Origin of the sequence: Pantoea sp. Mb-10 (genome assembly GCF_021272205.1) — a bacterium.
In the GTDB taxonomy this organism is placed as follows: domain Bacteria; phylum Pseudomonadota; class Gammaproteobacteria; order Enterobacterales; family Enterobacteriaceae; genus Pantoea.
In genome coordinates this window covers 23,512-49,561 of record NZ_JAJSDX010000009.1, presented here as the reverse complement: position 1 = coordinate 49,561, position 26,050 = coordinate 23,512, and the positions used below count along the sequence as shown (strand labels likewise).

At 58.0% G+C, this 26,050-nt stretch carries 22 protein-coding genes; 10 read left to right on the top strand and 12 right to left on the bottom strand.

What is annotated here, in order from left to right; translation table 11 throughout:
* Nucleotides 1–101: 101 nt before the first annotated feature.
* On the bottom strand, nt 102–1,358 hold the full coding sequence (locus LU196_RS17655; protein WP_232761261.1) for a hypothetical protein: 1,257 nt from the start codon (nt 1,356–1,358) through the stop codon (nt 102–104).
* A gap of 407 nt (nt 1,359–1,765) precedes the next feature.
* Here LU196_RS17655 and LU196_RS17650 point away from each other — a divergent pair, with 407 nt between their 5' ends.
* On the top strand, nt 1,766–2,791 hold the full coding sequence (locus LU196_RS17650) for a tyrosine-type recombinase/integrase (RefSeq protein WP_232761262.1): 1,026 nt from the start codon (nt 1,766–1,768) through the stop codon (nt 2,789–2,791).
* Nucleotides 2,792–2,804: 13 nt separating this feature from the next.
* On the opposite strand, the gene LU196_RS17645 is transcribed toward LU196_RS17650, so the two are convergent.
* Nucleotides 2,805–3,533 carry an SDR family oxidoreductase gene (locus LU196_RS17645; protein WP_232761263.1) on the bottom strand — a complete coding sequence of 243 codons (729 nt, stop codon included), beginning with the start codon at nt 3,531–3,533 and terminating at the stop codon, nt 2,805–2,807.
* Nucleotides 3,534–3,682: 149 nt separating this feature from the next.
* On the opposite strand from LU196_RS17645, the gene LU196_RS17640 reads away from it, so the two are divergent.
* The gene (locus LU196_RS17640) at nt 3,683–4,555 is read left to right on the top strand and encodes an AraC family transcriptional regulator (RefSeq protein ID WP_232761264.1); all 873 of its coding nucleotides are present in this window, start codon (nt 3,683–3,685) and stop codon (nt 4,553–4,555) included.
* Between the two features lie 17 nt (nt 4,556–4,572).
* On the opposite strand, the gene LU196_RS17635 is transcribed toward LU196_RS17640, so the two are convergent.
* Genes LU196_RS17635 through LU196_RS17600 form a run of 8 tightly spaced genes read right to left on the bottom strand, consistent with a single transcriptional unit; the run spans nt 4,573 to nt 12,332 of the window.
* Complete coding sequence (locus LU196_RS17635) at nt 4,573–5,769, bottom strand: PotD/PotF family extracellular solute-binding protein (RefSeq protein ID WP_232761265.1); 1,197 nt, start codon at nt 5,767–5,769, stop codon at nt 4,573–4,575.
* Nucleotides 5,770–5,772: 3 nt separating this feature from the next.
* A complete protein-coding gene (locus LU196_RS17630; protein WP_232761266.1) occupies nt 5,773–6,795 on the bottom strand; it encodes a GTP-binding protein in 1,023 nt (340 codons plus the stop codon).
* Nucleotides 6,795–7,091, bottom strand: a complete 297-nt coding sequence (locus LU196_RS17625; protein WP_232761267.1) for a hypothetical protein — start codon at nt 7,089–7,091, stop codon at nt 6,795–6,797. The genes LU196_RS17630 and LU196_RS17625 overlap by 1 nt, the downstream gene beginning before the upstream one ends.
* Nucleotides 7,092–7,101: 10 nt before the next feature.
* Nucleotides 7,102–7,848, bottom strand: a complete 747-nt coding sequence (locus LU196_RS17620; protein WP_232761268.1) for an SDR family NAD(P)-dependent oxidoreductase — start codon at nt 7,846–7,848, stop codon at nt 7,102–7,104.
* Between the two features lie 9 nt (nt 7,849–7,857).
* Nucleotides 7,858–8,631, bottom strand: coding sequence for an SDR family NAD(P)-dependent oxidoreductase (locus tag LU196_RS17615; RefSeq protein ID WP_232761269.1), 774 nt, complete (start codon nt 8,629–8,631; stop codon nt 7,858–7,860).
* Nucleotides 8,632–8,640: 9 nt separating this feature from the next.
* The gene (locus tag LU196_RS17610) at nt 8,641–10,014 is read right to left on the bottom strand and encodes an MFS transporter (protein WP_232761270.1); all 1,374 of its coding nucleotides are present in this window, start codon (nt 10,012–10,014) and stop codon (nt 8,641–8,643) included.
* 32 nt (nt 10,015–10,046) lie between these two features.
* The gene (locus tag LU196_RS17605; protein ID WP_232761271.1) at nt 10,047–10,928 is read right to left on the bottom strand and encodes a polysaccharide deacetylase; all 882 of its coding nucleotides are present in this window, start codon (nt 10,926–10,928) and stop codon (nt 10,047–10,049) included.
* 12 nt (nt 10,929–10,940) lie between these two features.
* Nucleotides 10,941–12,332, bottom strand: coding sequence for an amidase family protein (locus LU196_RS17600; protein WP_232761272.1), 1,392 nt, complete (start codon nt 12,330–12,332; stop codon nt 10,941–10,943).
* Between the two features lie 319 nt (nt 12,333–12,651).
* Here LU196_RS17600 and LU196_RS17595 point away from each other — a divergent pair, with 319 nt between their 5' ends.
* From LU196_RS17595 to LU196_RS17585, 3 genes are all read left to right on the top strand, one after another.
* Entirely contained in the window at nt 12,652–13,662 is a 1,011-nt protein-coding gene (locus LU196_RS17595) for a GntR family transcriptional regulator (RefSeq protein WP_232761273.1), read from the top strand.
* A 211-nt stretch (nt 13,663–13,873) separates the two neighbouring features.
* On the top strand, nt 13,874–14,440 hold the full coding sequence (locus tag LU196_RS17590; RefSeq protein ID WP_232761303.1) for a TetR/AcrR family transcriptional regulator: 567 nt from the start codon (nt 13,874–13,876) through the stop codon (nt 14,438–14,440).
* A gap of 64 nt (nt 14,441–14,504) precedes the next feature.
* Nucleotides 14,505–14,981, top strand: coding sequence for a DUF1348 family protein (locus LU196_RS17585; protein WP_232761274.1), 477 nt, complete (start codon nt 14,505–14,507; stop codon nt 14,979–14,981).
* Nucleotides 14,982–15,429: 448 nt separating this feature from the next.
* On the opposite strand, the gene LU196_RS17580 is transcribed toward LU196_RS17585, so the two are convergent.
* Both LU196_RS17580 and LU196_RS17575 read right to left on the bottom strand, forming a co-directional pair.
* Nucleotides 15,430–16,377, bottom strand: coding sequence for a sulfonate ABC transporter substrate-binding protein (locus tag LU196_RS17580; protein WP_232761275.1), 948 nt, complete (start codon nt 16,375–16,377; stop codon nt 15,430–15,432).
* A 94-nt stretch (nt 16,378–16,471) separates the two neighbouring features.
* Nucleotides 16,472–18,361, bottom strand: a complete 1,890-nt coding sequence (locus LU196_RS17575; RefSeq protein WP_232761276.1) for a sigma-54-dependent Fis family transcriptional regulator — start codon at nt 18,359–18,361, stop codon at nt 16,472–16,474.
* A 275-nt stretch (nt 18,362–18,636) separates the two neighbouring features.
* On the opposite strand from LU196_RS17575, the gene ssuD reads away from it, so the two are divergent.
* From ssuD to LU196_RS17550, 5 genes are all read left to right on the top strand, one after another.
* A complete protein-coding gene (gene ssuD, locus LU196_RS17570) occupies nt 18,637–19,794 on the top strand; it encodes an FMNH2-dependent alkanesulfonate monooxygenase (RefSeq protein WP_232761277.1) in 1,158 nt (385 codons plus the stop codon).
* A gap of 34 nt (nt 19,795–19,828) precedes the next feature.
* On the top strand, nt 19,829–21,241 hold the full coding sequence (locus LU196_RS17565) for an FAD/NAD(P)-binding protein (protein WP_232761278.1): 1,413 nt from the start codon (nt 19,829–19,831) through the stop codon (nt 21,239–21,241).
* Nucleotides 21,242–21,309: 68 nt separating this feature from the next.
* Nucleotides 21,310–22,719, top strand: a complete 1,410-nt coding sequence (locus LU196_RS17560; RefSeq protein WP_232761279.1) for an LLM class flavin-dependent oxidoreductase — start codon at nt 21,310–21,312, stop codon at nt 22,717–22,719.
* A gap of 632 nt (nt 22,720–23,351) precedes the next feature.
* Nucleotides 23,352–24,812 (top strand): MFS transporter, encoded by a 1,461-nt coding sequence (locus LU196_RS17555; RefSeq protein ID WP_232761280.1) that lies wholly within the window; start codon nt 23,352–23,354, stop codon nt 24,810–24,812.
* Nucleotides 24,805–26,022, top strand: coding sequence for an acyl-CoA dehydrogenase family protein (locus tag LU196_RS17550; RefSeq protein ID WP_232761281.1), 1,218 nt, complete (start codon nt 24,805–24,807; stop codon nt 26,020–26,022). Before LU196_RS17555 ends, LU196_RS17550 begins: the two co-directional genes overlap by 8 nt.
* Nucleotides 26,023–26,050 lie beyond the last annotated feature (28 nt).

Sequence of the window (26,050 nt, the reverse complement as noted above, 5' to 3'; positions counted from 1 at the left end):
AAGGTCTGAACGCGTCTGCTTCGGGCATGTGGCGGGCCTCTTCCAGCCGTGTTTAATGCCCGAAGGAATACCTCAGGGAGGAAACGGTGAGAGCAGCAGGCTCAATGGGGCATCGGGTAAGGTTCGGAGACCGTTTCCCGCTTCATCTCCTGCAGGCCCACACGGTGATGCCTGCCATCAAACGTCATATCTGTGACGCAGAAACAAGCCAGCGGCGAGTAAAGGATTTCGTGCTCCCTGTCGGCATGATAGTCAAAGCCGTGACCGACGATAACAGGATGACCGCTGTTTCCTTTTAGTGTAAATATCACGCCAGCACGGTTTTCCGGGCCGTCAGCGGACGCCAGGCTTTCTGCAAACGCGGGCCTGGCCGTAGTGGAATAAAACTGACCCAGTTGATAAACCGCTTGCGGCTCCGTTTTGAATCGCGCCGCTAATTCATCTATACCCGTGAGCGTCATACGTTCACCGCGGAACGTTTGGATTAATTTCCCCTTGGGGCGGTGAAGCATTTCCTGATAAGACGGTAGATTGCTAAGAATATCGGAAGCATGGAATTTAATGTCAAATTCGGAAATCATGTTTTTCACAAAGATCCCCTCGCCGTGACTTTTTTTATATTCGCTGATAACTTTGCTGGCCAACTTTTTTCCGGCTTTTTCCGCATCGCCAGATAAGCCATCGCGCTGCTGACGCAACCAGTGATTTATTCCCGTGCAGCCTGCGGAAGATTGATAAATAATATCAAACAGCTCTATTTTCTTTTCAATAGCTTTCACTTCCGCATCCGATATTTTTATGTTTCCTTTCTGAGTGGCGACTTTTTGTCGGTTGTTGGGAAGGGGCGTAATCTTATTAAGCGCCTTTTCAAGCGCCGCCTCCTGAAGAATTAGGGTGTCAAATCTTTCATCTAATACATTGATTTCTAACAGTGAATGATCAATTCGCTGTTCCAGAGAGGCAAGTGTGTACTGATACGTATCCAGGGCTTCACGTGCAGTGATTTCAGGCACGGTTGAACCTACATTGTATGCCGCAGCGCGCCGCTCGTAAGCATATCGATGGTGATAAAGGTGCTCTTTAATGAGATTATGCCTCGCGCCATTTTTAAAATGACCATTTTTGAATCTCAATAACGGATTTTCTTCACGCGCATTGGAAATGGCGGTGATCTCCTGGATAATCACTCGTATTCTGCTCATTTCCCGCCAGTCTTTCTCAATGGCCGAGGAAAGTTTTTTTTGCGTGTTATAAACGCGGTTAATTTCGGCTGAAAGCGTCTTCTTCGCTTTTTTTAAGTGCTCTTTTGTCATCACTATTGGCGGTGATGTCGGCGTCCTTACTGCGTTAACAGGCATATTTTTTCCTTAAAAACTTTTTACAACGACGAACCGTTAATTTTTCCACCCTTAATTTCAATTAACTATCAAATAACGCCCTGCGCGTCGCCGCAGCTTTTTTTGCTGAACGCCGAAACATGCTCAGTAAGAGCCTGCTCCGAGTAAATCTTCGCCTTCAATTTTTTTGTTCTCTCTTAAACCGTCAGTGTTCAACGCTATCTTGCCATCTGTAACTTCATATAATTGTACTTATATGAAGCTAGGATCCTCACCGCGATCCCGCTATACTGGACAAACTGGCCTCTTTTCTCCCGTCCTTGAACAAAAAGCAGGCAGCGCTACGTGAAATCTGACGAGGTATCCCCCAACGTGATCGCCAGAATTTGCATAGCATCGCCTGAAGCTTAACCTGCGGATACGACGTGATGAGCCACCTGACCCCGTTTAACGATCTGACTTTTTCGGTTGAGGATGACAGCGCGATACGCGCTCAACTGCATGCCTTCGTGCGCGACAAAGAGGCGTTCTCTGTCAATACCTGGGCGCAGCTGATGAGCGTGATGCGCATTGCTGCGCGCTGGGCGCGCGAGCGAGATCGGTCATTGTTACCGATGTCACCCAACGATCTGCGTGAATATCTTCTGTTTTTGCAGAGCAGTGGACGCGCCTCATCCACCGTCAGTACCCATGCGGCACTTATCTCAATGTTACACCGTAACGCAGGCCTGACGCCGCCCAACGTGTCGCCGCTGGTGTTTCGTGTAATGAAGAAGATCAACCGCAACGCGGTGCTGGCAGGGGAGCGCGCCGGCCAGGCGATCCCGTTTCGCATTGGCGATCTGCTGACGCTGGATGCCCGATGGGCGAGTTCGCCGCGCTTGCAGCACGCGCGCGATCTGGCTTTTTTGCATGTCGCTTACGCAACGCTGCTGCGCGTCAGTGAGTTAGGCCGACTGCGCGTGCGCGATGTGACGCGCGCCGCCGACGGGCGCATCGTGCTGGACGTCGGCTGGACCAAAACCCTGGTGATGACCGGCGGTCTGATTAAAGGGCTGGGTGCGCTCTCCTCTGAGCGCCTGACTGCGTGGCTGAATGCCTCTGGCCTGATGCAAATGCCCGATGCGTTTCTCTTCGCGCCCGTGCACCGCAGCAATCGCGCGCTGGTCGTAACGGATAAACCGCTGTCGACCCGGGCGCTGGAAGATATTTTTGCTCGCGCGTGGCGTGAGGCCGGGCCGCATGCGGCGCAGGCCAACAAAAATCGCTACCGCGGCTGGAGTGGACACAGCACGCGCGTGGGCGCCGCGATGGACATGGCAAAGAACCAATACAGCACCGCGCAGATCATGCAGGAAGGCACATGGAAAAAACCCGAAACGCTGATGCGCTATATTCGCCACGTTGATGCCCACGCGGGCGCGATGGTGGATCTGATGGCGCGCTATGCTTGACTGTCTGAGGCCTTTATCGCTGGCTTCCACCGTAAGCCTCAGGCACCAGATCGCGTTCTGCCTCACCGCTCTCCAGCAGCGCGAGCAGCGCCTCTGCCACCTGTTCCGGCGTATGGGCAATCGCCGCGATGGCTTGCTCCTGCGCGCTGGCCTCCGCCTGACCGGCTTTCACGGCCTGGTAAAATTCAGTCTGCGTCACAAACGGATAGAGTGTGGAAACGACAATCCCCGCCGGTGCCAGCTCGAGGCGTGCGACGCGCGACAGCATATTCAGCCCCGCTTTGGCGCTGGTATACGCGGCCGATCCCGCATAGGTGCCTAAAGTTGCGCCTGAACTGATGTGAATAATGCTGCCTGTGCCCTGCTGGCGCATAACGGGGATCACCGCCTGCATCATCCGCAGCGGCGCCACCAGATTCAGGTCCAGCAGGGCGGTGAACGCATCATCCGCGATCGCCTCAATGTTGGCGTGCAGACCCTGTCCGGCGTTGTTAATGAGCGCGTCGATGCGGCCAAAGTGCTCGAGCGTGCGGCGAACGGCGCGCGCGACGTCGTCAGGGCAGGTAACATCACAACGGAGCGGTAACGCATTGTTCAATTCCTGCCCAAGCGCGGTCAGCCGCGCTTCCCGACGGGCCAATACCGCCACCTTAGCACCTGCGCGGACGGCGGCACGGGCCGTTGCTGCGCCAATGCCCGAGGAAGCGCCAGTGATCACAATCACTGCGTCTTTGATTTTCATGGGTTCTCTCACGTGAGTGAATAAGAGGGAGGCCGCATGGCCCCAGACATCTTCAGCGTAGCGCGAGCGCCGTTGCAGCGCGCCGTGGATTGTGTCTAAAATTTGCCTGATTCTGCTCATTGTGGGTGGGCGACGATAAGAACGCGACAATGACTGAGTCACTGGAGAGGCTGCGACTGTGGGCGCAGCGTTGGGCAGAACATTCCGCAGAAGAAAAGCTGCTGTCGCGGCTCGACGTCTACAAGGTGGTACAACCGCTGACACTGCCGTCGGAAGTCTACCCACCGTTTATTAGCCTGATCCTACAGGGCGAAAAACAGCTGCGTATGGGATCACAGGTGGTGAGCTATCGCGCCGGGCATACGTTTGTTGCTGCCATTGACCTGCCGGCAAGCGGCCGCATAGGGTACGCCAGCGAGGCTGCGCCTTATCTGGCGGTACGTTTGACGTTTGATCTCGCGGTGATCCGCGCCCTGATCGCTGACCTGCCTGAAGCCACTGCAACGCCTGCGGTGCACGGCGTGGCTATTGCGGAAGCCAGTGAGGCGCAGTTGGATGCCTGGCTACGGCTGTTGCAGCTGCAGGCGCGGCCCGAAGACGTAACGATTATGGCGCCGCTGCTGGAGCGCGAAATTGTCTATCGCGTGTTACAAGGGCCGCAGGGCCCGCTGTTGCGTCAGATGGCGGATACCTGCGGCTATTTTGCGTCAATACGCACGGCGGTTGACTGGCTCAAAATCCATTACGCAACGCCGGTGTGCATGGCGGCGCTGGCGCAACGAGCCACGATGAGTCTTTCCGTGTTTCATCGTCGCTTCAAAGCCAGCACCGGCTTCTCACCGCTGCAGTATCAGAAGCATCTTCGACTTTATGCCGCGCGCGATCGGTTGTTTCGTCAGCCGGGCAATGTAGCCGCCGTGGCGGCAGCGGTCGGGTATGAAAGTCTGACGCAGTTTACGCGGGAATATACGCGCCTGTTTGGCTGCCCACCGGCCCGTGATGTCAAACGCAGCGCCCTCTAGCCGCAACGCGGCGGTGGTTATCTTCGCGCGAGTGCGTCCTGCCAGCGTCGGGTCAGATAGTTGTGCTCGTCCATCACCGCGTTCCACACGGCAATATGGCTCATTCGCTGGGTATAGCTTCCGCCATCGCGCGTTTCTCCCGCCGGGATCAGCGGCGCATCCCAGGCGTCAAACAGCATCTCGGCAGCAGGCTGGCCGTCGTACCAGAAATCCCACTCTGCCGCAGAGAGGTGAGGGCGGCTGCGCGCCGGATTTGAGATGTAGTAACCCTGACGCGCCATCACCGCGCCTGGCCAGCCTGATTGCCACCAGTTGAGGTAGTCGTAGGCGGCATCCTTGATTTTTCCGGTAGCACAGCGGGAGAGCGACAGCCCACCATACCATGCGCGGTAGCCCTCGCGCGGATGCGCCATTTTGTAGCCGCGCTGGTGAAAATGGTGGCGAAAATAGATCGGCGCCCACAGGCTTTGCAGTTCCACCTGACGATTATCGATTAATTCGCACGCCTGCTCTTGGGAAGACCAGAAGGCGGCGAAATGCCCCTGACGATTCAGGCGCGCGACCCCCTGGGTCAGGAGATCGATCTCCTCCAGCGTCAGGTTGCCGACGTTATTGAATCGCGCCAGGCCAGCGCCCTGCATCGCCAGCGCGGCATCCAGGCCGCCCATCGCCGCATCCTCTTGCAGCGCGACGTGGCCGCTGAGTGCCTCATCAACCAGCCAGCCCCAACTCTCAGGCTGGTCGCGCAGTATCGTGGGCAAGCGATCCACGTGGTAGGCGAAGCTGTCGGCATTATGGGTCAGCGGCAGCATGCTAATGCGATCGCTGGGCTGACTCGACAGTGAGAGATCGCGCTGCACGTAAAGGCGTTTAATCGGCACGCTGCCGTCGGCCAGCGCCCCGTCAGGACGTAAGGTGCCGCGCTTGGCCAGTGCGTTGACTTCATCCCAGTAGCGCAGCCGTTTGAGCTCCAGCGGCTGGATCGCGCGCGCAGGCCAGACAAAATCGATGTTATGAAACCACTGGTCATAGAGATCATAACGTTCCGGATGCATCACGGCGATCCGCTGCGCATCCTCAACGCTGTGCAGCAGGTACTCGATTTTAATGCCCAAGTCCTGCTCGGCGCGCACGCGCAACAGCTCAAGCAGCGTAACGGAGGTACCCAGCACGCGCAGCGTGAGTTGATTATTGACCTTCGCGGCAGAATTCATGGATCAAGGCTCCTCAAGGGGCTGCATAAAGCGGTGAAATGCCTGCAGCAGGCGGTCAGCCTCCAGGCCACGCAAAATAAACACCAGCTTAGAGCTTTCCAGTTCGCCAGGCCAATCCTGAAGATGCACCGGCGGGTGCAGCGTGTGCTGCACCCCGTGGATGACAATCGGCGCTGCGCTGTCGCGCACGCGCAGGATGCCTTTCATGCGTAACACGGCTTTGCCGTGGCAATGTAACAGCAGCGAAAGCCAGATGGCAAAAGCGGGCCAGTTCACCGACGTCTGCAGGGTGATCACGCAGGTTTGCGTCATCGGATGGGGCGTGTGATGTGTACTGGCCTGCAAGGCAAAATCGTCGCGGGCACAGGCACCCAACCAGCGAAAACGCTGCGCGCGTGAACCGCGTACGATCGCCAGCGCGAAGAGCCGATGTGGCGCCTCGCGCATCTGCGTGGTTTCGCTGAGTTCCGCCAGCGGATTGAGCTGCGCCAGCCACTGGCGCAGGGCCTGCGTCTGCGCCGCCGTCACGCGATCGCCTTTGCTGACCAGCAGTTTATCGGCGGCTGTAACCTGTGCCAGCCATTCCGGCTGCGTCTCCGCCTGAAAATGGGCGTGTTCGGCATCCACCAGCGTGACCAGCGTGCCTTGGATAAAGTGGTGCTGCAGCTGGCGGTCGTGCAGCAGGGTCGAGAGAATCGGCGCAGGATCGGCAAGGCCAGTGGTTTCGAGGATCACCTGCGTGAACGGCGGCAGTTGACCGCGCGCGCGCCGTTCATAGAGATCAAGCAGCGCGCTTTTTAACTCGCCACGAATCTGACAGCAAACGCAGCCGCTGGGCAATAGCACCGTATCCGGTGCCACTTCGTTGAGCAGATGGTGATCGATACCTACTTCACCAAATTCGTTCACCAGCAGCGCAACATCGTCCAGATTTTGCTGCGTCAGCCAGTGCTTGAGCAGCGTGGTTTTGCCGCTGCCGAGAAACCCGCTCAGCACGTGCAGCGGCAGTTTTTCTTCATAGGACATTAGGTTTCCTGCGCCAGCGCAGCCAGCCACTGTTCATCAAGGGGATCAAGCGGACGGCGCAGCATGGTTTCCGCTTCTGTCCACAGCACGTCCAGCGAATTGACCAGCGTTTGCTGGCCGGTGGGGCTGCACAGCAGCCAGCTTTGGTGAAACTCGCTGAGGGTGAGCCGCCAGGGTTTCAACACGCGATTGAGCAGCGCCAGCTGCTGCAGGCGCAGCTGGCGACGCGGCACATCCTGCCCCAGCGGATCGCTCCACTGCGGGCCGGCATCGAGGAGTCCACATATTCCGCACACACGCGCCTCCTTAGGGCATCACGTCGCCTGAGTTGGGGCCCAGCGTCTGGCCCACAAATAAATTGCCGCCCGGTTCGCTTGCCAGCAGCAGGGCAACGGGTGCAACCTCTTCCGCGCGGCCAAAGCGGCCCAGCGGCAGTTCAGCGGCTTTCGCCGCCTTCCATGCCGGATTAAGACCGTCGATAAGCGGCGTTTCAATGGGTCCGGGCGCGATCGCATTCACCAGAACGTTATGGGCAGAGACTTCCAGCGCCAGGGATTTGGTGAAACCGATGACGCCCGCTTTCGCCGCGGCGTAATGGCACAGCTCTGCGCCGCCTTTAATGCCCAACTGGGAGGCCACATTGATCACGCGCCCCCAGCGCTGGGCCAGCATGGCGGGCAGCGCGCGCTGTGTGGCGAGAAACACGCTGCGCAGATCAACCGCCATGATGGTGTCCCACATGGCAAGCGTAATGTCCTCACAGCGCGCCTGCGTGAGCATGCCGGCGTTATTCACCAGCACATCAATGCCGCCGAACGCCTCGAGACAGCGGTCCACCGCGGCGGTGGCACCTGTGACCTCACCGACGTCGGCGACCACGGCCAGGCATACCGCGCCCTGCTGCTGACAGTGGGCGACGGTGTTAGCCAGTTTGGCTTCATCGCGATCGGTGAGTACCAGCCGTGCACCTTCTTGTGCAAACCGGTGCGCAATGGCGGCGCCGATACCGCTGGCGGCGCCGGTGATCACACAGCGTTTATGTTGCAGTTGCATGCCTTCCTCCTATTCCGGCCAGCGCACGGTCAGACCGCCATCCACAATCACACTCTGTCCCGTGAGATAACTGCTCTCTTCACTGGTGAGAAAGGCGATGACGCGGGCCACTTCGTCCGCGCGGCCAACGCGCCCCAGCGGAATGCCGGTAGCGGCCTGCGCTAATCCCGCCGGGCCAAGCGAATTTTCGGCGTCGAGCGACTGCGGCGTCTCAATCAGCCCGGGGATCACCGCATTGCAGCGGATGCCGCGTGCGGCAAGCTCTACCGCCAGAGAGCGGCACAGGCCGGGCACCGCGGCTTTTGCTGCAGCGTAGTGCGCATGGTCCTGCCAGCCATAGACGCCGCCCGCGATGGATGAGACGGCGACCAGGCTCGCACCCGCGCCAAGATGCGGTGCGGCCGCGCGAAACAGGCGCATCACGCCGCTGAGATCGACGTTTAACATCGCTTCCCAGCGCGTATCACTCATCTCTTCTATGGCCGCGCGCCGCAGAATACCGGCGTTAGCGACGGCGTAATCGAGGCGGCCGAAGTGGGCGAGTCCCGCAGCGATGAACGCGTCCACGGATGGCGTAGAGGCGACATCCAGCGGCAACCAGTGCGCTTCTCCGCCTGCGGCCTCAATGTGCGCGGCCGCTTTGGCCGGATCGTGCGGGTCGGCTGGGTAATAGCCGGCGATCACGCGAACACCGCGCTGGGCATAAAGCGTCGCCAGCGCCAGTCCAATGCCGCTGGCGGCGCCGCTGATGGCGGCAACCGGGTGCGTCGATACAGATGGCATAAAAACTCCTTAGGCCTGTGGCTGTGTTTTCACGGGCGGATTCACGTCCACGCTGGGGTGTGCACCCGCGCGGGCGAACAGCATGATGATGCCGGAGATAAAGCAGGGCACCGCGCCAAACCACAGGGCTGCATCCTGCCAGTGTCCGCCGTGACTCAGGACGCTGGTGGTACCGAGACTGGCCACCACGGCGCCCACCGGCCCCATCGCCGCAATCAGCGCGCCTGCTGTGGCACGGATGGATGTCGGGAAGCTTTCACTGATAAAAAACAGCGCCGCCGCATAGGGGCCGATCAGGAAGAACAGGCCAACGCTGTACAGGGCAACGATGGTGGTGAAGTTATCCGGGCAATAGAGCATGCCGGCAAAGGCCACGCCGCCCAGCATCCAACCGAACGCAATGGTATTGCGGCGGCCGATGCGATCGCCCAGCCAGCCGTGCGCCAGATAACCGCCATAGCCGACCAGGTTCGACAGGATCAGAATCAGCAACGAGTTATCAAAGGAGACCGCGTGGGTTTTGGTGATGACCGTGGTCCCGAGAACGCTAAATATCTGAATGGCAAACCAGTTAATCAGGAACGCACCGCCCAGCACCAAGGTCGCGCGCAGCGCAGGGCCGCGAAACGCAGCGGCCAGACCGCTGCGCGCCTGCTCTTCGTAGGCGACCTGATAGTCTGCCGCGACCTGACGCGCATCCTGTGTATTGCCCTGTTCACGCAGCTGCTGGATCTTCTTTTGCACCTGAAACTGCGGCGTCTCTTTTAATTTCAACGCCAGCACGGCGATGATCAGCGAGGGCAGCGCGGCAAAAATAAAACTGCCCTGCCAGCCAATCAGCGGCATTAGCACGGCGGTCAGGGCAGAGGCCACCAAGGCACCCACCGGCCAGCCGCCCTGCACCAGGCTGTAGACAAAGCCTTTGCGCTTGTTGAGTTTGGGATCGTCCAGCGCCGTGTACAGCTCAGATAAATAGGTGGCGTTGACCGTTTGTTCGGCATAGCCAAGTCCCGCCACCGAGCGAATGGCGGTCAAGGCGCCTTTACCGCCCGCGCCGCCAATGGCGGTCAGCAGGGAACAGAGTGCTGCGCCCCCGACCGTGATGACGATCCCCATACGCCGACCGAGGCGATCCACCAGCGGACCGATGGCCAGGGCGATCACCGCGCCGCCCACGGCAACCCACGTGGCAATCTCCGCCTGCTCCACTTCACTCCAGCCAAAATGGCCGCCGATTTCCGGCAGCAGCGTGCCGAAAAGAATGAAATCGTACACAGCAAAGACCCAGGCAAAAAAAGCGATCCAGGTGGCAAATTTCACATCCTTGATGGTCAACTGCTGCGGCTGCCAGCCGTTTACAGACGTTTTCTTGAAGATGCTCATAGCGCTATCACTCTGTCGGGGGTTAAGGGGCGTTATGCCGAGCGCGGATGGCGCGCTTTGTAGTCATCCGCAATTTCGTCGAAGGTGACGAAGCGCACCCCTTCGTGACTGCGAATGTACTGGATCAGACGCTCCAGCATCAGCAGCACCTGGGGGCGTCCAGAGACGTCGGGGTGAATGGTCATGGTGAACACCGCGTAGTCGTTTTCGCGGTACACCCAGTCGAACTGATCGCGCCATATCTCTTCCAGATGGCGGGGATTGACGAAACCGTGGCTGTTGGGCGATTTCTTGATGAACATCATCGGCGGCAGATCGTCGAGATACCAGTTTGCGGGGATCTCGACTAAATCGGTCTCCGCGCCGCGCTGCAGCGGTTTCATCCACGCATCGGGGTGCTGGCTGTAATCGATTTTGGTCCAGCTATCGCCCACGCGGACGTAGTAGGGGTGAAAGTCGTTGTGCATCAGGCTGTGGTCATACTTGATGCCTTTTTTCAGCAGTAACTCGTTGGTGACGTTGCTAAATTCCCACCAGGGCGCAACATAGCCAGTGGGGCGTTTACCTGCCAGCTGCGTCACCAGCTCAATGCTGCGATCCAGCACCGCTTCCTCCTGCACGGGCGTCATGGCAATCGGGTTTTCATGGCTGTAGCCGTGAATGCCAATCTCGTGCCCCGCGTCAACGACGGCTTTCATTTGCGCCGGGAACGTCTCAATGGAGTGGCCGGGAATAAACCAGGTGGTGCGTAATTGCTGTTCCGCGAACATTTTCAGCAGGCGCGGTGCGCCGACTTCACCCGCAAAAAGGCCGCGGGAAATGTCATCCGGTGAGTCTTCGCCACCGTAGGAGCCTAACCAGCCGGCAACGGCATCTACGTCTACGCCAAATGCGCAAAGAATGTCTTTAGCCATATTTCATGTCCTTCAGGGTTGGGTAACAGAGTCACATTGGGCAGGATTGCCCGGCATCAGTACCGCCGCCGCCGCATTGGCCGCCGCCAGCAGACGGGCATCTTCCCCGGACGGCAACGAGAACAGCAGGCTGGTGAACAGACCGGTATCTGCGCCGCCGCTCGGCAGGGCGACGCCAGGCATGTCCAGCAGGCTGCCCGGCATGGTTAAACGCAGCGTGGCGCGGTTGGTTTGGGCGAATGTCTCCGCGTCATGCAGCGGTGACAGCAGGGGGGCCGTGTGGGCAACCGTCGGCGTAATGAGCACGGCTCCGGCTAACTCGTTCGCGAGGGCGCGCTGCCACTGCATACGATGCTGTAAAAATGTCGACAGTACGGTGGGGCTGAGGCGCCCGGAATCGATCAAGCGCTGACGAACGAAGGGATCCATTTTTTCCGCCTGCGGTGAGGCGAGCGCGTCAGCGTGCAGTTGAAACGCTTCAACCGCGCCGGGCCAGCCATTATCCGCAATCCACGCCAGCGCGTTGTGCATCGCCTTCACGGCACGGTAGGCGATGCGAAAGCCTGCGGCTTCCAGCTGCGCCAGAGCGCGATATCCGTTTTCCCGCACGGGCGCATCGCACTGATCCAGTAGGGCGGTATCGGCCACAAAATGGGGGGCCCCCAATGGCGGCTCTGCAGAGCCGCACAATATCGCGTCCAGCGTCTGCGCGTCGCGCACGCTGCGGCAGAGCGGGCCCAGCGTATCCAGCGAGGCGGCCAAGGGAAACACGCCGCCATCCTCGTAGCGCCCGCGGCTGGCGCGGTAGCCGACGACGCCGCTAAAGGCGGCGGGGATGCGCACCGAGCCGCCCGTGTCGGTGCCGAGCGCGATACAGACCAACCCCTCTGCAATGGCGCGCGCGGCGCCGCTCGACGAGCCGCCCGGGGCGCGTTCACTGCCTGCTGGCGTGCGTAGCCACGGTGTGCCAAACGTCGGGTTCAGCCCCAGACCTGAAAAGGCGAATTCGCTCAGATTGGTTTTACCCAGCGTCACCATGCCCGCCCGGGCGGCGCGAGCCACCAGCGGTGCGTCGACGCCAGCGAACGGCGCATGCTGGCGGAGCGCCGACCCGGCGGTGGTGCGGGTGTGCGCGACATCGAACAGATCCTTCCACGCCACCGGAACGCCATCAAACACGCTTAAGGGGGCGCCGCACTGCCAGCGCAGGGTTGCCGCCGCCGCCTCTTCGCGTGCCCGCTCAGGCGTCAGCGTAATAAAAATGGCCGATGCCCGCTGCGCTGCCGCGAGGCACGCTTCGGTGAATGCAAGCGGGGTGATCTCACCCCGCGCGAACAGAGCGGCGAGTGCGCAGGCGTCAAGCTGGCCGTGCTGGAACTGCTGACGAATGATTTCAGCGCGCATGGTTTCCCTTAAATGGATATTTGATTATAAAATCCATTTAAAGGTAGCAAGCGGGATGCCAGATCCTTCATAAAAAAGTCATTAAAATGTGATCTTAACGAATATATTTTAATTTATTGATTATTTATCAGTGATTTGATTGGGTGTTGTCACGGTTGCACTAACGGCAAGGGTATCGAGCAGTGATGTTTTTTAAATGTATTTTATTATTTATGATCCGTTATTGTGCAGGCCGTGCACCAACAGGGTGCCGAGCAGAGCATCGGACTTTTAGCACTGAAATATGTTACTGTTACGCGAGGAAAACAGGATGCTACCCATGACCATGCGAACGCCAAATGCCCCCGCGTCAACGGATGAAAGCGGCACTGCGCGCTATGAAGCTATTCGTCAATTTTTACGCAACGTTTTGCTCCAGCAGACAATTCCGCAAGGTCTGGTGCTGCTGGAAGGACCGCTGGCGCAGCTGTTTGGTACCAGCCGTGTCCCTGTGCGTCGCGCCTTAAGCCTGTTGCACGAAGAGGGGCTTATCGCCCGCTTTGAAGGTCGCGGTTTTATCGTGGCGCAGGAGGCGGAGGATGTGGAGCCGCTGCGTATCGCGCTGACGCGCGAGCTGTTTGGACTTCACGATCGGCAGGAGCCGGTTGATACCCGCAGCAGCGGGGAAAAAGTGCTGGAGAATCTGCAAGAGGTGCTCTCCACCGCCATGGTTTTTGGCCGCTACCAGGTGGATGAACACAAGGCGGCACAGCATTACCACATTAGCCGCGCGGTGATCCGGGAGAGCCTGATGCGCCTGCGCGACAAGGGGTTGGTGACTAAAGAGCCTTATTCGCAGTGGCTTACCGGTCCGCTTACGGCGCGTGAAATCGCCGACCACTTCGAAATTCGCGCCAGCCTTGAACCCACCGCACTGTGTAAAGCGGCCCCGCAGCTTGATGCAACATGGCTCACCGCCGCGCTGGACAATGTGCATAAGTCGAAAGGCCTACATCTCAGTGCGGCGCAGCTGGAGCAGCTGGAAGAGAATTTGCACGTGCGCTGCCTTGAGCCCGCCGGAAACAAACTGATGATGCAAATTCTCCGGCAGAATCAGTCGCCGTTTATTGTGACGCGTATTTTTTACGACTTGCTGGCCATTCCGGTTGAAAACGCCCTGTTAGAGGAGCACGCGCTGGTGTACGAGATGCTGCTGAAAGGCAACGCGTCCCTGGCGGCGGCCTGCCTGCGCGATCACCTCGAACGCGCCCAGCTCCGCACGCTGCAGAGGCTTAAAGTGATCTCCGTGCTGCCCGTGCCCGCCTTGCCAGCGTTTATGGAAGCGCAGTAAGGGTGAACGCCCGTTAGGCATCCGCTTCACACCGGGAAACCGAGATCTCCCCCTGTTTCGCTATCAGGGAAGAGCGCGCTCGCGTCGTGCTACGCTAATAAATAAAATTAGTTATTGATTTTTAATGCATTTATAAAAATATTAACGTGTGCAATGAAAGATAACTAAAAAAATGCTTGAACAAGGAGAACGATCGTTCTACCTTTGTCCCATGAACAAAACCACGACAAACACCCGAGAGAAAATTCTCGACACCGCTGAACAGCTCATTTACCAGAACGGCATTCACGCGACCGGCATGGACCTGCTGGTGAAGACCTCTGGCGTGGCACGGAAAAGTATCTACCGCTATTTCGCAAACAAGGACGAAGTGACGGCCGCCGCGCTGAATGCGCGTGATGTACGCTGGATGGCGTGGTTCAGGGCTGAATGCGACAAAGCGGATACGCCGCAGGCGCGCATCCTGAACATGTTTACGGTGCTGAAAGGCTGGTTTGAATCAGAGGGCTACCGCGGATGCGCATTCATCAACACCGCGGGAGAGGTGGGCGACAGTGCCGATCCGGTCCGGCAGATTGCCCGGTTGCATAAACAGAAGTTACTGGATTATGCCCTTGAACTTACCGGCCAGCTGAATATTGCGCAATCGTCCACCCTGGCAAGACAGTTGCTCTTACTGATCGAAGGCGCCATCACCATGTCACGGGTGATGGGCGATCGTAGTGCGGCCGACGATGCGCAGGACATTGCCCGGCTGTTACTCAAACAGGTCCCGTAACGGGCCTGCGTTCCACCGACGAAAACCACACTGAACCTTATCCAATTACACTGGAGGCACCCTCATGTCTGAATCACACATCCGTCCGCCGCTCCCGCCGTTTACCCGCGAGTCAGCGATTGAAAAAGTCAGGCTCGCTGAAGACGGCTGGAACAGCCGCGATGCCGACAAGGTCTCGCTGGCTTATTCTCTGGACACCCAATGGCGTAACCGCACTGAGTTCGCGACCAACCGCGACGAAGCCAGAGCGTTTCTCGATCGCAAGTGGAAGAAAGAGCTCGAATACCGCCTGATTAAAGAGCTGTGGGCGTTTGACGGAGAGCGCATCGCCGTGCGCTATGCCTACGAGTGGCGCGATGACGCCGGTAACTGGTTCCGCTCTTACGGTAACGAAAACTGGGAATTCGGCGCGGACGGGCTGATGCATCATCGTTACGCGTGTATCAATGACATGCCGATCAAAGAGAGCGAGCGCAAGTTCCACTGGCCGCTGGGCCGCCGCCCGGACGATCATCCCGGTCTGTCAGCGTTGGGACTGTGAATTTACCCGCCACGCTGCGAAACTCTCCTATTTGAAATGAAGGTTGCTGACTACGCCATGACCCAATCACGGTTCACGGGAAGTGGCTTTTGGGCCTGAACGCCTGCGGCGTAAGGCGATAATTGTGCGTCCATAGGACACATGGCAGAACGGCATGGGTATGGAGAGATTCTAAACCTGTAACGGTTGCCAAACGGCTTTCGCATAACGGATTGCGGGTTTAATAATGCGTATAACATTCATTATGTTAAATTTGCTTTTCTGCCTCTGGCCATTCTTATTGAAGTAAATCGTAGGCGATGAGCTGGGTTCCCGGCAGGCCTGTATCAGGCGTATGCCCTAACGCCGACCGCCGCGGAATAAGTCGTTGATTCGGCAGGACTCGCCGAGAGTGACCAGAACGAGCCCTTTGTGATGATTGGCCAAGAGGTCTGTGGCCATGCCGGTCTTACTTCTTATCTTGCGACCAGGTAGCGCTACGGATATCAACCTTCACCGGCAACAGACCAATCCGGGTAAATGTATCTGCCAGAGCCTGTTGCTGCGTGAACACCTCAGGCGTCATTCGCTCAGCACCAAACGGCATTCTTGCCAGCGCGCGCTGCCAGATAGGCTGCGGCAGACCGGTTGAGGTGGACATGATTTTTGCTGCCTCGTCCTGATGCTGATTGGCCCAGACGCTGAGCGAGCTCAGTTCAGCCACCACCTTGCTGGCGATCTGCGGATAGCCCTCTGCAAATTTACGACTGGCGAGGTAGAAGGTGTAATGTGGCACCAGCCCTTCTGCATTTTTGATCAGACGCGCATGCGCGTGGGTTTCCACTTCCGCGTAATAAGGATCCCAAATGACCCAGGCATCCACCGCACCGCGTTGGAAAGCGGCACGCGCATCGGCGGGTGGCAGATAGACCGGCGTAATGTCTTTGTAACTCAGTCCGGCCTGCTCAAGTGCGGTGACCAGCAGATAGTTAACGTCAGAGCCCTTATTCAGTGCGACGCGCTTACCCTTCAGATCCGCCACGTTTTTGATCGGCGAGTCCGCGGGAACCACAATGGCCTCGGTTTTCGGGTTAGCCGGCGAGTGCGCCAAATACACCAGATCGGCCTGAGCTGCCTGCGCAAATGTCGGTGGCGCGTCGCCGGTTGCAGCGAGATCGATACTGCCGATGTTTAGCCCTTCCAGCATCTGCGGCCCGGCGGGAAATTCAATCCAGTGAACCGCGATGCCCTGCTTCTTGAATTCCTCATCCAGCGTGCCACGATATTTTAGTAACGCGAAGATATTGGCTTTTTGAAAACCGATGGCGATCGTGTCGGGTTTTTCTGCTGCCTGAAGGTTGAACGCAATGCCCGCCTGAGCGGCAATAATTAATGCGCTGAGTAATACTTTTTTCATTTCCCATTCCTGAGTCTGGTGTAGTCAGCGCAACATAACAAATGCAGAAAGAAGCGTTTATCGCTGAAAAGTTCGATGCTTAGCTGAAAAAAAACTATGGCTGCCAGACCGACTCGCGAACCCGGATAGCCCGATTAAACAGTCCCAGCGCATAGAAGCGATCAGCGATAATCTGCTGTTCGCGGATGATGTTCAGGTTCATTCTCTGAGGCTGATGGTTGCGCCGGGCCAGAGCATGCATCAGCGACTTGGGGGCGATGCCAAGTTCAGTCGAGAGCAGCCCTGCCGCTTCAGCGCGGTGCGCATCAATGTAGCGGCCAGTTTGCTCCAGCGCAGCCAGCAGAGTGTGCATGAGATCGCTTGAACGCGCGGCAAACTCGCGTTCAGCAAGGTAGAACTGGTGGTTATTAACCCTTCCGGTGCCGTCAGCAATGATCCGGAATTGACCGCTGTTCTCTGCATCACTGAGCAGAGGATCCCACATCATCCAGGCATCCACAGCATGGAGATCGCTCGGCGTAAGGGGATATTTGGGCGGTGCGTAGACAATACGTACTTCATCCAGGGATAAACCCGCTTCATCCAGGATCTGCAGCAGCAGATAATGAACGTTAGACCCCCGATTAACGGCGATACGCTTTCCTTTAAGATCGCGTATCTGCTGAATCGGGCTGCTGTTTGGAACCACGAGTGCCACGCTCTGCGGTGCGGCGGGCTCCCAGGCGATATAAAGCATCGGGCTGTTATTGGCTTGGGCAAACAGCGGCGGCACTTCGCCAGTGGTGCCGAAATCAATTTCCTGATGGCTCAGCGCATGCAGAAGCTGCGGACCGGCGGGAAACTCACTCCATAACACGCTGACGCCCCGATCGGCCAGTTGCTGCTCGAGTAACTGACGCGCTTTCAGAATGCCTAAGTTACCAAATTTCTGATAACCGATGCGCAGTTCCCGCTCCTGTTCGGGGAGTGCAGTCTGAGAGGCATCGCGCTGACGCAGTGAGCTGCGGCGGGGTTTAATCACGCCCAGATGCCCCAGTTGGGTGCGCAGCGTATGACGGCTAATGCCCAACAGCGCGGCTGCCTGCAACTGATTTCCCTGCGTGAGTTCCAGCGCATTTTTTACCAGAGCGGTAATTACCCGGTGATAGAGCGGCGTGTCACTCTGCTGCATCTGTTGGCGTAGAAACTGATCGAGCGCCTCCTCTCCCTGCGTCAGATCGCTCCCCGCAAGTGGGCTTAACCGTAGCTGCTGTGGCGTAATCAGTGAGGTCTGGCTAAGCAACACGGCGTTATGAAGTGTATTCTCCAGTTCACGGATGTTGCCCGGCCAGCTGTAGTGCATCAACACCCTCATGGCCTCATCACTCAGGCGAAGCTGAGGGCGACCAAGACGGCGCGCATAGAGTTGCAGGAAGTGACTGGCCAGCACCGGGATATCTTCGCAGCGCTCGCGCAGCGGCGGCAGTGTAACGCTGGCCACATTCAGCCGGTAATAGAGGTCTTCCCGAAATCGCCGCTCGCCAATCGCTACAGCCAGATCCCGATTAGTCGCCGCAATCACCCGCACATTTACTTTTATTGCCCTGGAGGATCCCACGCGTGTGATCTCGCGCTCCTGCAGAACGCGCAGCAGCTTCACTTGCAGCGATAGACTCAGCTCACCCACCTCATCCAGCAGCAGGGTGCCACCCTCTGCGGCTTCAAACCAGCCGCGATGCCGATTCTGTGCACCGGTAAACGCCCCTTTCTCATGACCAAAGAGTTCTGACTCCGCCAGGCTTTCGGTGAGTGCACCGCAGTTGACGGCCAGGAAAGGCTGGCGGCGGCGCGTGCTGTGGTGATGCAGATAGCGCGCCATCACCTCTTTGCCCGTGCCGGTTTCACCGATAATCAACACGGTCGCCTCGGTGGGGGCGAGCTGATCCAGTATGCTTTTAAATGCGCGCGATGCGGGATCAATCAACTCGGGAATAGCCATCTGCATCCTGTTTTTTCCGGTCGACGAAAGAGTCATGACGATACCGCGCGTCAGTCGTATAAACGAGAGGCAAGCGGTGCCGAAGTGTTGCCCATGCAGCAGCCTGTAACGTGGGTTGTTGCCAATGCGGCAATGGTGTCAAGGCAGGGTGATTCTTATCCTTTTGAATTTAATGTAAAAATAGAAATTTGAAAGGTGGCACGGTTCCTGCTCAGGGATATATAACCAAAGGTTTAATGTCTATGTATTAAATTTAAATATCGTTATAAAGGAATCTGCTAATGAGCCTTGCCACACAGGAAAACCTGCACCTTTTCTGGTTTCTGCCCACCCACGGTGATGGGCGCTATCTGGGCACCACTGAAGGCGGTAGAGCGGTGGATCTCCCTTACTTGCAGCAGGTTGCGCTGGCAGCAGATAATTTGGGCTACTACGGCGTGCTGATCCCAACCGGTAAAAGCTGTGAAGACTCATGGCTGGTCGCCTCTGCGCTGGCACCGATCACCAAAAATTTGCGCTACTTAGTGGCCGTACGCCCGGGGCTGCAACCGCCAAGCCTTGCGGCACGCATGGCGGCGACGCTTGACCGCCTCTCAGGCGGACGGTTGCTGATTAACGTGGTGACCGGAGGCGATCCGGTGGAGAACAAAGGCGATGGCATCTTTTTAAGTCATGCAGAACGCTACCAGGTTACCAAAGAGTTTCTTGAGGTCTATTCGCGCCTGTTGCAAGGCGAAAAGGTCGACTTCCACGGCGAACATATCCGCGTTGAGGGTGCTGAAATCCTGTTTCCCACGGTGCAGGAAAACGGCCCGCCACTCTATTTTGGCGGTTCCTCGGATGCGGCTATCGACGTTGCAGCCAGCCAGATCGACACCTACCTGACCTGGGGAGAACCGGTCGAACAGGTCGCTGAAAAACTGGCTGTGGTCCGCCAGCGGGCGCAGAAACAGGGGCGTACCCTTTCCTACGGTATCCGGTTGCATGTGATCGTGCGTGAAACCGAGGAGGAAGCCTGGGCGGCAGCCGATCGGCTGATTTCACATCTGGATGAAGAGACGATCGCCGCTGCGCAGAAGATTTTTGCCCGTATGGATTCAGCCGGGCAGGCGCGGATGAGCGCACTGCACCAGGGATCCCGCGAGAGCCTGCGCATAGGCCCTAATCTGTGGGCGGGGGTGGGACTGGTGCGCGGTGGCGCAGGCACCGCGCTGGTGGGCAACCCGCAGCAGGTTGCCGATCGCATCCGTGAGTATCAGGCACTGGGTATCGAGAACTTTATCTTCTCCGGCTATCCGCACCTCGAAGAGGCGCACCGCTTTGCAGAGCTGGTGATGCCGCTGTTACCTCTGGCGGCCAATGCCGAGAAGAAACAGCGCAGCGTAAACACCGGTCCGTTTGGTGAAACCATTGGCGGCGATCGTCGCCCAGCTAAATAGACCAGCGCACGCTAACAGGAGAAAAGGTTCTCGTATGTCACGACAGCAGATTGTCATTATCGGCGGCGGGTTCACCGGCACCGCACTGGCCATCCACCTGGCCCGCGCGGGTCAGACGGGATTGCAGGTGACGGTGATTGAACCCCGGGCGCAACTTGCGCAGGGCGTGGCATACGGCACGACCGATCCGGCTCACCGCATCAATGTGCCGGCTGCCAAAATGCAGCTTGCCGGTGATGAAGAAGGGGCTTTTGATCGCGACTATCGGGCATCGCCTCACTTCGGGGACGATCCGGAGGCGCTGTGGCGTGACGGTCATGTTTACCCGCAGCGCGGTGTGTTTGCCCGTTGGGTCAATGCACAGTTCGTTCATTGTCAGCAGCGTTCACCGGTGAAACTGCGTCATCTCTGTGACAGTGCGGTTGCCTTTAAGAATGGCGTAGTGAGTACGGCCTCCGGTCAGCAAATTTATGCCGATCAGGTGGTGCTGGCGATCAGCCATCCTCCGCCGGATCTGCCTGCGCCACTCAGGCCGCTACAGGGCCATCCGGGGTTGATTGCGAATCCCTGGCAGCGCGATGCGCTGGCGCAGGTCGCTCCTGACGATCGGGTTGCGATTATGGGTTCAGGCCTGACCATGTCCGATGTCGTGGCGTCGCTGCATCGCCAAAAGCACCGCGGAAAAATGACCGTATTCTCCCGTCGTGGTCAGCTGCCGCGCGCCAATTTGGGTGGCAGCAAAGAAACGTATGCCCTGGATTACAGCGAGCCCCAGCCCGCTACCGCACGCGGCTGGCTACATCGGGTGCGTCAGGAAGTTAAACAGGCGGCAGCGCTGGATCTGCCCTGGCAGCTTGTGCTTGATGATGTTCGGCGTAATGGACAGCGTATCTGGCAGAGCTTACCGCGGCATGAGCAGCAACGTTTTCTGCGGCATCTCCGCCCTTGGTGGGATGTCCACCGCTACCGGATTGCACCGCAGGTTAGCCGGGTGATAACTCAGCTACAGGCCAGCGGGCAACTGTCGCTGCGGGCGGCGCATTTGATCGCCGCTGAACCCATGGGAAACGCTATCCGACTGACGCTGCGCCTGCGTGGTGCGCATCAGGAGATACGGGTGGTGGATAGCGTGATTACCTGCACCGGACCGGCGCACAACGCGCTGCTCAAAAGCAATGCGCTTCTACGCCAGCTGCACGCTGATGGCGTCATTCAGCCCGATCCACTGGCGCTGGGCATTTACGTTAACGCGCTGTCGCAGACGGTTAATGCTCGGGGCGAGGTGAATGCCCATCTTTATGTGGCCGGGCCTGCTGCGCGGGGACATTTTGGCGAGCTGATGGGATTACCGCAGGTCGCGGAGCACGCTGAGTCGATCGCACGGCAGCTGCTCAGCGCCACGCCCGCTTCCCTCAGAGAGCGATGTCCGGGCTCGCTGACGCACTAATCCCATCCTCACCAACTTTTATCTAAACGTGGGCGGCAAGCGATTGCCGCATCCGCTCTGGAGTCGCTATGTCATCGCAACGTGAAATTCGCCTGAATGCATTCGATATGAACTGCGTCGGTCATCAGTCACCCGGCTTGTGGGCCCATCCCCGCGACCGCTCCTGGCAGTACAAAGACCTGGCGTATTGGACCGATTTAGCGCGCCTGCTGGAGCGCGGTAAGTTTGACGGACTGTTTATTGCTGACGTGCTGGGTGTTTACGACGTGCTCAACGGTAATAATCATGCAGCAATCCGTCAGGCAACGCAGGTGCCGGTAAACGATCCGTTGGCGTTGATTACGCCGATGGCGTTGGTAACCGAACATCTGGGCTTCGGCCTGACCGCCTCGCTGTCGTTTGAACACCCCTACCCATTTGCGCGGCGGATCTCAACCCTGGATCATCTGACCAAAGGTCGCATTGGCTGGAATATTGTCACCTCCTATTTGGAAAGCGGCGCCCGCAATATTGGCCAGCGGAGCCAGACCGACCACGATGCACGCTACGACTATGCCGATGAGTATCTGCAGGTCATTTATAAACTGCTCGAAGGAAGCTGGGAAGACGGCGCGGTCCTGCGCGATCGTGAACGGCATATTTTCAGCGACCCGCATAAAATCCATCCCATTAACCATCAGGGAACGTTTTTCCAGGTACCGGGCATTCATCTTTGCGAGCCGTCGCCGCAGCGTACGCCGGTGCTATACCAGGCCGGTGCCTCCAGTCGCGGTAAAGCCTTTGCGGCGGAGCATGCTGAATGTGTCTTCGTCGCCGCACCGTCGAAAGTGCTGCTGAAGAAAACCGTGGCGGATATTCGCCGCAGGGCCGCTGAAGCGGGACGCGACCCGCGATCCATACTGATATTCAACCTGCAGACGGTAATTGTGGGCGAAACTGACCTGGCGGCGCAGGCCAAATGGCAGGAGTATAAACGCTATGTCAGTTACGAAGGCGCGCTGGCGCTCATCTCGGGCTGGACCGGTATCGATTTCGGGCAGTACCAGCCAGATCAGATCCTGAAGCATCTGCATACCAATGCCATTCAGTCAGCCGTCGAGACCTTCTCCACAGCCGATCCCAACCGTCAGTGGACGGTGCAAGGTCTGGCTGACTGGGTGGGCATTGGTGGATTTGGCCCGCTACTGGTGGGCAGCGCGGAAACCGTGGCCGATGAGTTGCAGAGCTGGGTTGACGAAACTGACGTCGATGGGTTTAACCTCGCCTACGCCGTAACGCATGAAACCTTTACCGATGTGGTGGAACTGCTGGTGCCAGAACTGCAAAAGCGCGGCGTCTACAAACAGAACTATCAGTCCGGCACGCTGCGTGAGAAATTGTTCGGACAGGGACCACGGCTGGAAGCGCCGCATCCCGGTGCCAGTTATCGCCGTCACTCAGGCGCGGAGCAATGGACAGAAAGCGTGGAGGCCTCATGATAAAGATTACGGGGCTGAGTGCCTGGAAAAAGGTGCCGCTGGCGTGGCTGGGGATGGTGCCTGAGGCGATTACACGCCACGTTGGGGCGCGGCTGGAAAGCGTCAGCTTGGCGGGCTTTTGTCCTTCCCAATTCTCGGGCGGCCAGCGCCAGCGTGTGGCTATCGCGCGAGCAGGCCCTCGGCGTTGCTGGTCCACAAGGCCTCGTTCGGACTCAGGAGGCCACCCGCGCCATGCTGACGTGACAGAAACCCTGCGCGATCAATTTGGGTTATCCACGACGAAATGGAGGTGGTGCGGCGAGCCGCTGACGCCGTCGCGCAGAGTGCGGACGGCAGGCTGATATTGTCCGGCTAAAAAAACCTTCGCCGATCCCCGACTAAAACAGGGGCTGAGAGACACGCAGGAGCCGCTGATGAAAGGTGCGCTGGTACCGGTTTCCGCAGCGTAATAAACCGATCTGCACTAACCCGAACCGGGTGAATTTCGCTATTCATCCGGTCTTTTGTGTGTCTGGAATTTAATTTAAGATATTGAATTATATAAAATCTTTATTCATATTTGTTCGTTGTTTACTGTCTCTGGAATACCTATAAAAACCTCGTTACCTGCTGAACAGAATAACGAGGATACGATGAGTACATTAGAGATTGACAACACCCTGAGCGTCCCGCCACCCCACTCCACACCGGTTCGTTCGGTGAGTGATGTGGCCCGGCTGATCAACAGTTATACAGAGAAAAATAGTTACGCGCGCTGGATTATTTTCCTGGCGCTGGGCGGTGTGTTTCTTGATGCCTACGATCTTACCACGCTCTCCTATGGTATTGACGATGTGGTAAAAACGTTCGGCTTAACCCCGGTGCTGACCGGACTGGTGACCTCGTCGATTATGATTGGCACCATCGTCGGGAATCTGGTCGGCGGCTGGCTCACCGACAAGTATGGCCGCTACTCAGTGTTTATGGCGGACATGCTGTTCTTTGTGGTCTCTGCTATCGCTGCGGGTCTGGCACCCAACGTATGGGTGTTGATTGGCGCGCGTTTTCTGATGGGCGTTGGGGTCGGGATCGATCTGCCAGTTGCCATGGCCTATCTGGCGGAGTTCTCTAAATTCTCAGGAAAAGGCAACAAAGCGTCACGCCTCGCGGCTTGGTGCCCGATGTGGTACGCCGCGTCATCTGCCTGCTTCTTTATTATTTTTGCGCTCTATTTCCTGCTGCCAGCTGAACACATCGACTGGCTATGGCGCGCATCGCTACTCTTTGGCGCTGTACCTGCCCTGCTCATTATCGCGGTACGCAGTAAGTTCATGAATGAGTCACCGCTGTGGGCCGCTAATCAGGGCGATCTGAGCGGAGCGGTAAGGATCCTGCGTGACTCCTATGGCATTGTGGCGCATGAAGAGCAGTCAGTTGAAACCGTTGCTGTGAAAGCGACACCGAAAGTGCGTTTCCGCGTGCTGTTTCAGAAGCCTTACCGGGAACGCACCCTCGTCAGTGCGGTGATGAATGTTTGTATTGCGTTCGAATATACTGCCATCGCTTTCTTCCTGCCCTCTATCCTTGCGCAGTTCCTAGGTGCAGGCGTATTCGAAACCATCTCGGCTTCGCTGGGGTTGAATGCGCTGTTTGCTTTTACCGGCGGTCTACTCGGGATGCGGCTGGCATGGAAGTACCCCTCAAGATATGTGGCCATCGCCGGGTTTGCGCTGCAGTTTATCGCCCTGATCTCATTGGCGCTGATAGGTCATCCGCAGGCGACGGTTGGCGTGGTAATTGCCGTATTGATGCTGGGCCTTTGGCTGTTCGCTGAAGGTTTTGGCCCGGGGGCGCAGCTGATGATCTATCCTGCGCTCTCCTACCCAACCCATATTCGCGCAACCGGTGTCGGCTTTAGTCGCTCGCTCTCTGGAATTGGCAGTGCGCTGGCACTGTTCATCCTGCCAATTTTACAGGCCCGTTATGGCACCAATATGTTCTGGATCGTCTCTCTCGCCGCCCTTATTCCGATTATTTTCCTGTTGCTTATCCGGTTTGAGCCGACCCAGCAGGACATCGATGAACACCCTGTAACAGGAGACGAGCATGTCTGAATTAAACTCGACTGAATTTGCTGCACTGCGTGACCATTTCAGACCGCTTTTTACGCGTATTGCAAAAGAGGCTGCCGCACGTGAAACCGAGCGCACGCTGTTGCATGAGCCGATCCGCTGGCTCAAAGAAGCCCGGTTCGGAACGCTGCGCATTCCTGAAGAGCAAGGCGGGTTCGGCGTCTCGCTGCCACAGCTGTTTGCGTTGTTGACCGATCTGGCTGAGGCGGATTCGAACTTGCCCCAGGCACTGCGTGCACACTTTGCTTTTATCGAGGATCGCCTGAATCAGCCGGAGAGTGAGGATCGGCGGCGCTGGTTCCGCCGTTTTGTGGATGGCGAGCTGGTAGGCAGCGGCTGGAGCGAGATCGGGTCGGTTAAACTGGGTGAGGTCAACACCCATGTCTCACCCGCCGAGGGAGAATGGCGGATCAGCGGTGAGAAGTTTTACAGCACCGGCACGCTCTATGCGGACTGGATTGATGTCTATGCACGGCGCACTGACAACGGTCGTGACGTCATCGCACTTGTGCACACGCACCAGAACGAGGTGGAACGTGATGACGACTGGGAGGGTTTCGGGCAGCGGCTGACCGGCAGTGGTACCACACGCTTTAATCATGCCCGTGTGGAGCAGCCGCACGTTTATGATTTCAGTGAGCGCTTCCGCTATCAAACCGCTTTTTATCAGCATGTGTTACTGGCCACCCTGGCGGGTATAGGTCGGGCGGTGGTGCGCGATGTGTCAAAAGGGGCCGCGCAGCGTAAACGGATTTACAGCCACGGCAATGCGCCTCAGGTTAAGCAGGATGTGCAGGTTTTGCAGGTGGTCGGTCAGATCAGCAGCTGGGCCTGGGCCGCTGAAGCCGCCGTTGCTCGTGCGACCCACTCACTGCAACGTGCATTTGAACTGCAACAGAGCGGTGCGAATGAAGCAGCGCTTCACGCGGGGAACGTTCAGGCAGAGGTGGAGTCCGCCCGCGCGCAGGTGGTCGCGGTTGAGTTAGTTACTCGTGCCGCCACGGAATTATTCAATGCGCTGGGCGCTTCCGACACCCGCGTCAGCAAGGCCTTGGATCGACACTGGCGCAACGCCCGTACGGTGTCGTCGCACAACCCGGTGATCTATAAAATCCGCAATGTCGGTGACTGGGAAGTAAACGGCAAAGAGCCGACGTTTATCTGGCAGATTGGCAATGGCGATGGGGCATAAAAACAGTCAGGCCGGAAGAACCCGGCCT

Bases quoted from the DNA above. Each gene is read 5' to 3' on its own strand.
- LU196_RS17655 (WP_232761261.1), bottom strand. From the start codon at position 1,358: ATGCCTGTTAACGCAGTAAGGACGCCGACATCACCGCCAATAGTGATG.
- LU196_RS17650 (WP_232761262.1), top strand. From the start codon at position 1,766: ATGAGCCACCTGACCCCGTTTAACGATCTGACTTTTTCGGTTGAGGAT.
- LU196_RS17645 (WP_232761263.1), bottom strand. From the start codon at position 3,533: ATGAAAATCAAAGACGCAGTGATTGTGATCACTGGCGCTTCCTCGGGC.
- LU196_RS17640 (WP_232761264.1), top strand. From the start codon at position 3,683: ATGACTGAGTCACTGGAGAGGCTGCGACTGTGGGCGCAGCGTTGGGCA.
- LU196_RS17635 (WP_232761265.1), bottom strand. From the start codon at position 5,769: ATGAATTCTGCCGCGAAGGTCAATAATCAACTCACGCTGCGCGTGCTG.
- LU196_RS17630 (WP_232761266.1), bottom strand. From the start codon at position 6,795: ATGTCCTATGAAGAAAAACTGCCGCTGCACGTGCTGAGCGGGTTTCTC.
- LU196_RS17620 (WP_232761268.1), bottom strand. From the start codon at position 7,848: ATGCAACTGCAACATAAACGCTGTGTGATCACCGGCGCCGCCAGCGGT.
- LU196_RS17615 (WP_232761269.1), bottom strand. From the start codon at position 8,631: ATGCCATCTGTATCGACGCACCCGGTTGCCGCCATCAGCGGCGCCGCC.
- LU196_RS17610 (WP_232761270.1), bottom strand. From the start codon at position 10,014: ATGAGCATCTTCAAGAAAACGTCTGTAAACGGCTGGCAGCCGCAGCAG.
- LU196_RS17605 (WP_232761271.1), bottom strand. From the start codon at position 10,928: ATGGCTAAAGACATTCTTTGCGCATTTGGCGTAGACGTAGATGCCGTT.
- LU196_RS17600 (WP_232761272.1), bottom strand. From the start codon at position 12,332: ATGCGCGCTGAAATCATTCGTCAGCAGTTCCAGCACGGCCAGCTTGAC.
- LU196_RS17595 (WP_232761273.1), top strand. From the start codon at position 12,652: ATGACCATGCGAACGCCAAATGCCCCCGCGTCAACGGATGAAAGCGGC.
- LU196_RS17590 (WP_232761303.1), top strand. From the start codon at position 13,874: ATGAACAAAACCACGACAAACACCCGAGAGAAAATTCTCGACACCGCT.
- LU196_RS17585 (WP_232761274.1), top strand. From the start codon at position 14,505: ATGTCTGAATCACACATCCGTCCGCCGCTCCCGCCGTTTACCCGCGAG.
- LU196_RS17580 (WP_232761275.1), bottom strand. From the start codon at position 16,377: ATGAAAAAAGTATTACTCAGCGCATTAATTATTGCCGCTCAGGCGGGC.
- LU196_RS17575 (WP_232761276.1), bottom strand. From the start codon at position 18,361: ATGCAGATGGCTATTCCCGAGTTGATTGATCCCGCATCGCGCGCATTT.
- ssuD (WP_232761277.1), top strand. From the start codon at position 18,637: ATGAGCCTTGCCACACAGGAAAACCTGCACCTTTTCTGGTTTCTGCCC.
- LU196_RS17565 (WP_232761278.1), top strand. From the start codon at position 19,829: ATGTCACGACAGCAGATTGTCATTATCGGCGGCGGGTTCACCGGCACC.
- LU196_RS17560 (WP_232761279.1), top strand. From the start codon at position 21,310: ATGTCATCGCAACGTGAAATTCGCCTGAATGCATTCGATATGAACTGC.
- LU196_RS17555 (WP_232761280.1), top strand. From the start codon at position 23,352: ATGAGTACATTAGAGATTGACAACACCCTGAGCGTCCCGCCACCCCAC.
- LU196_RS17550 (WP_232761281.1), top strand. From the start codon at position 24,805: ATGTCTGAATTAAACTCGACTGAATTTGCTGCACTGCGTGACCATTTC.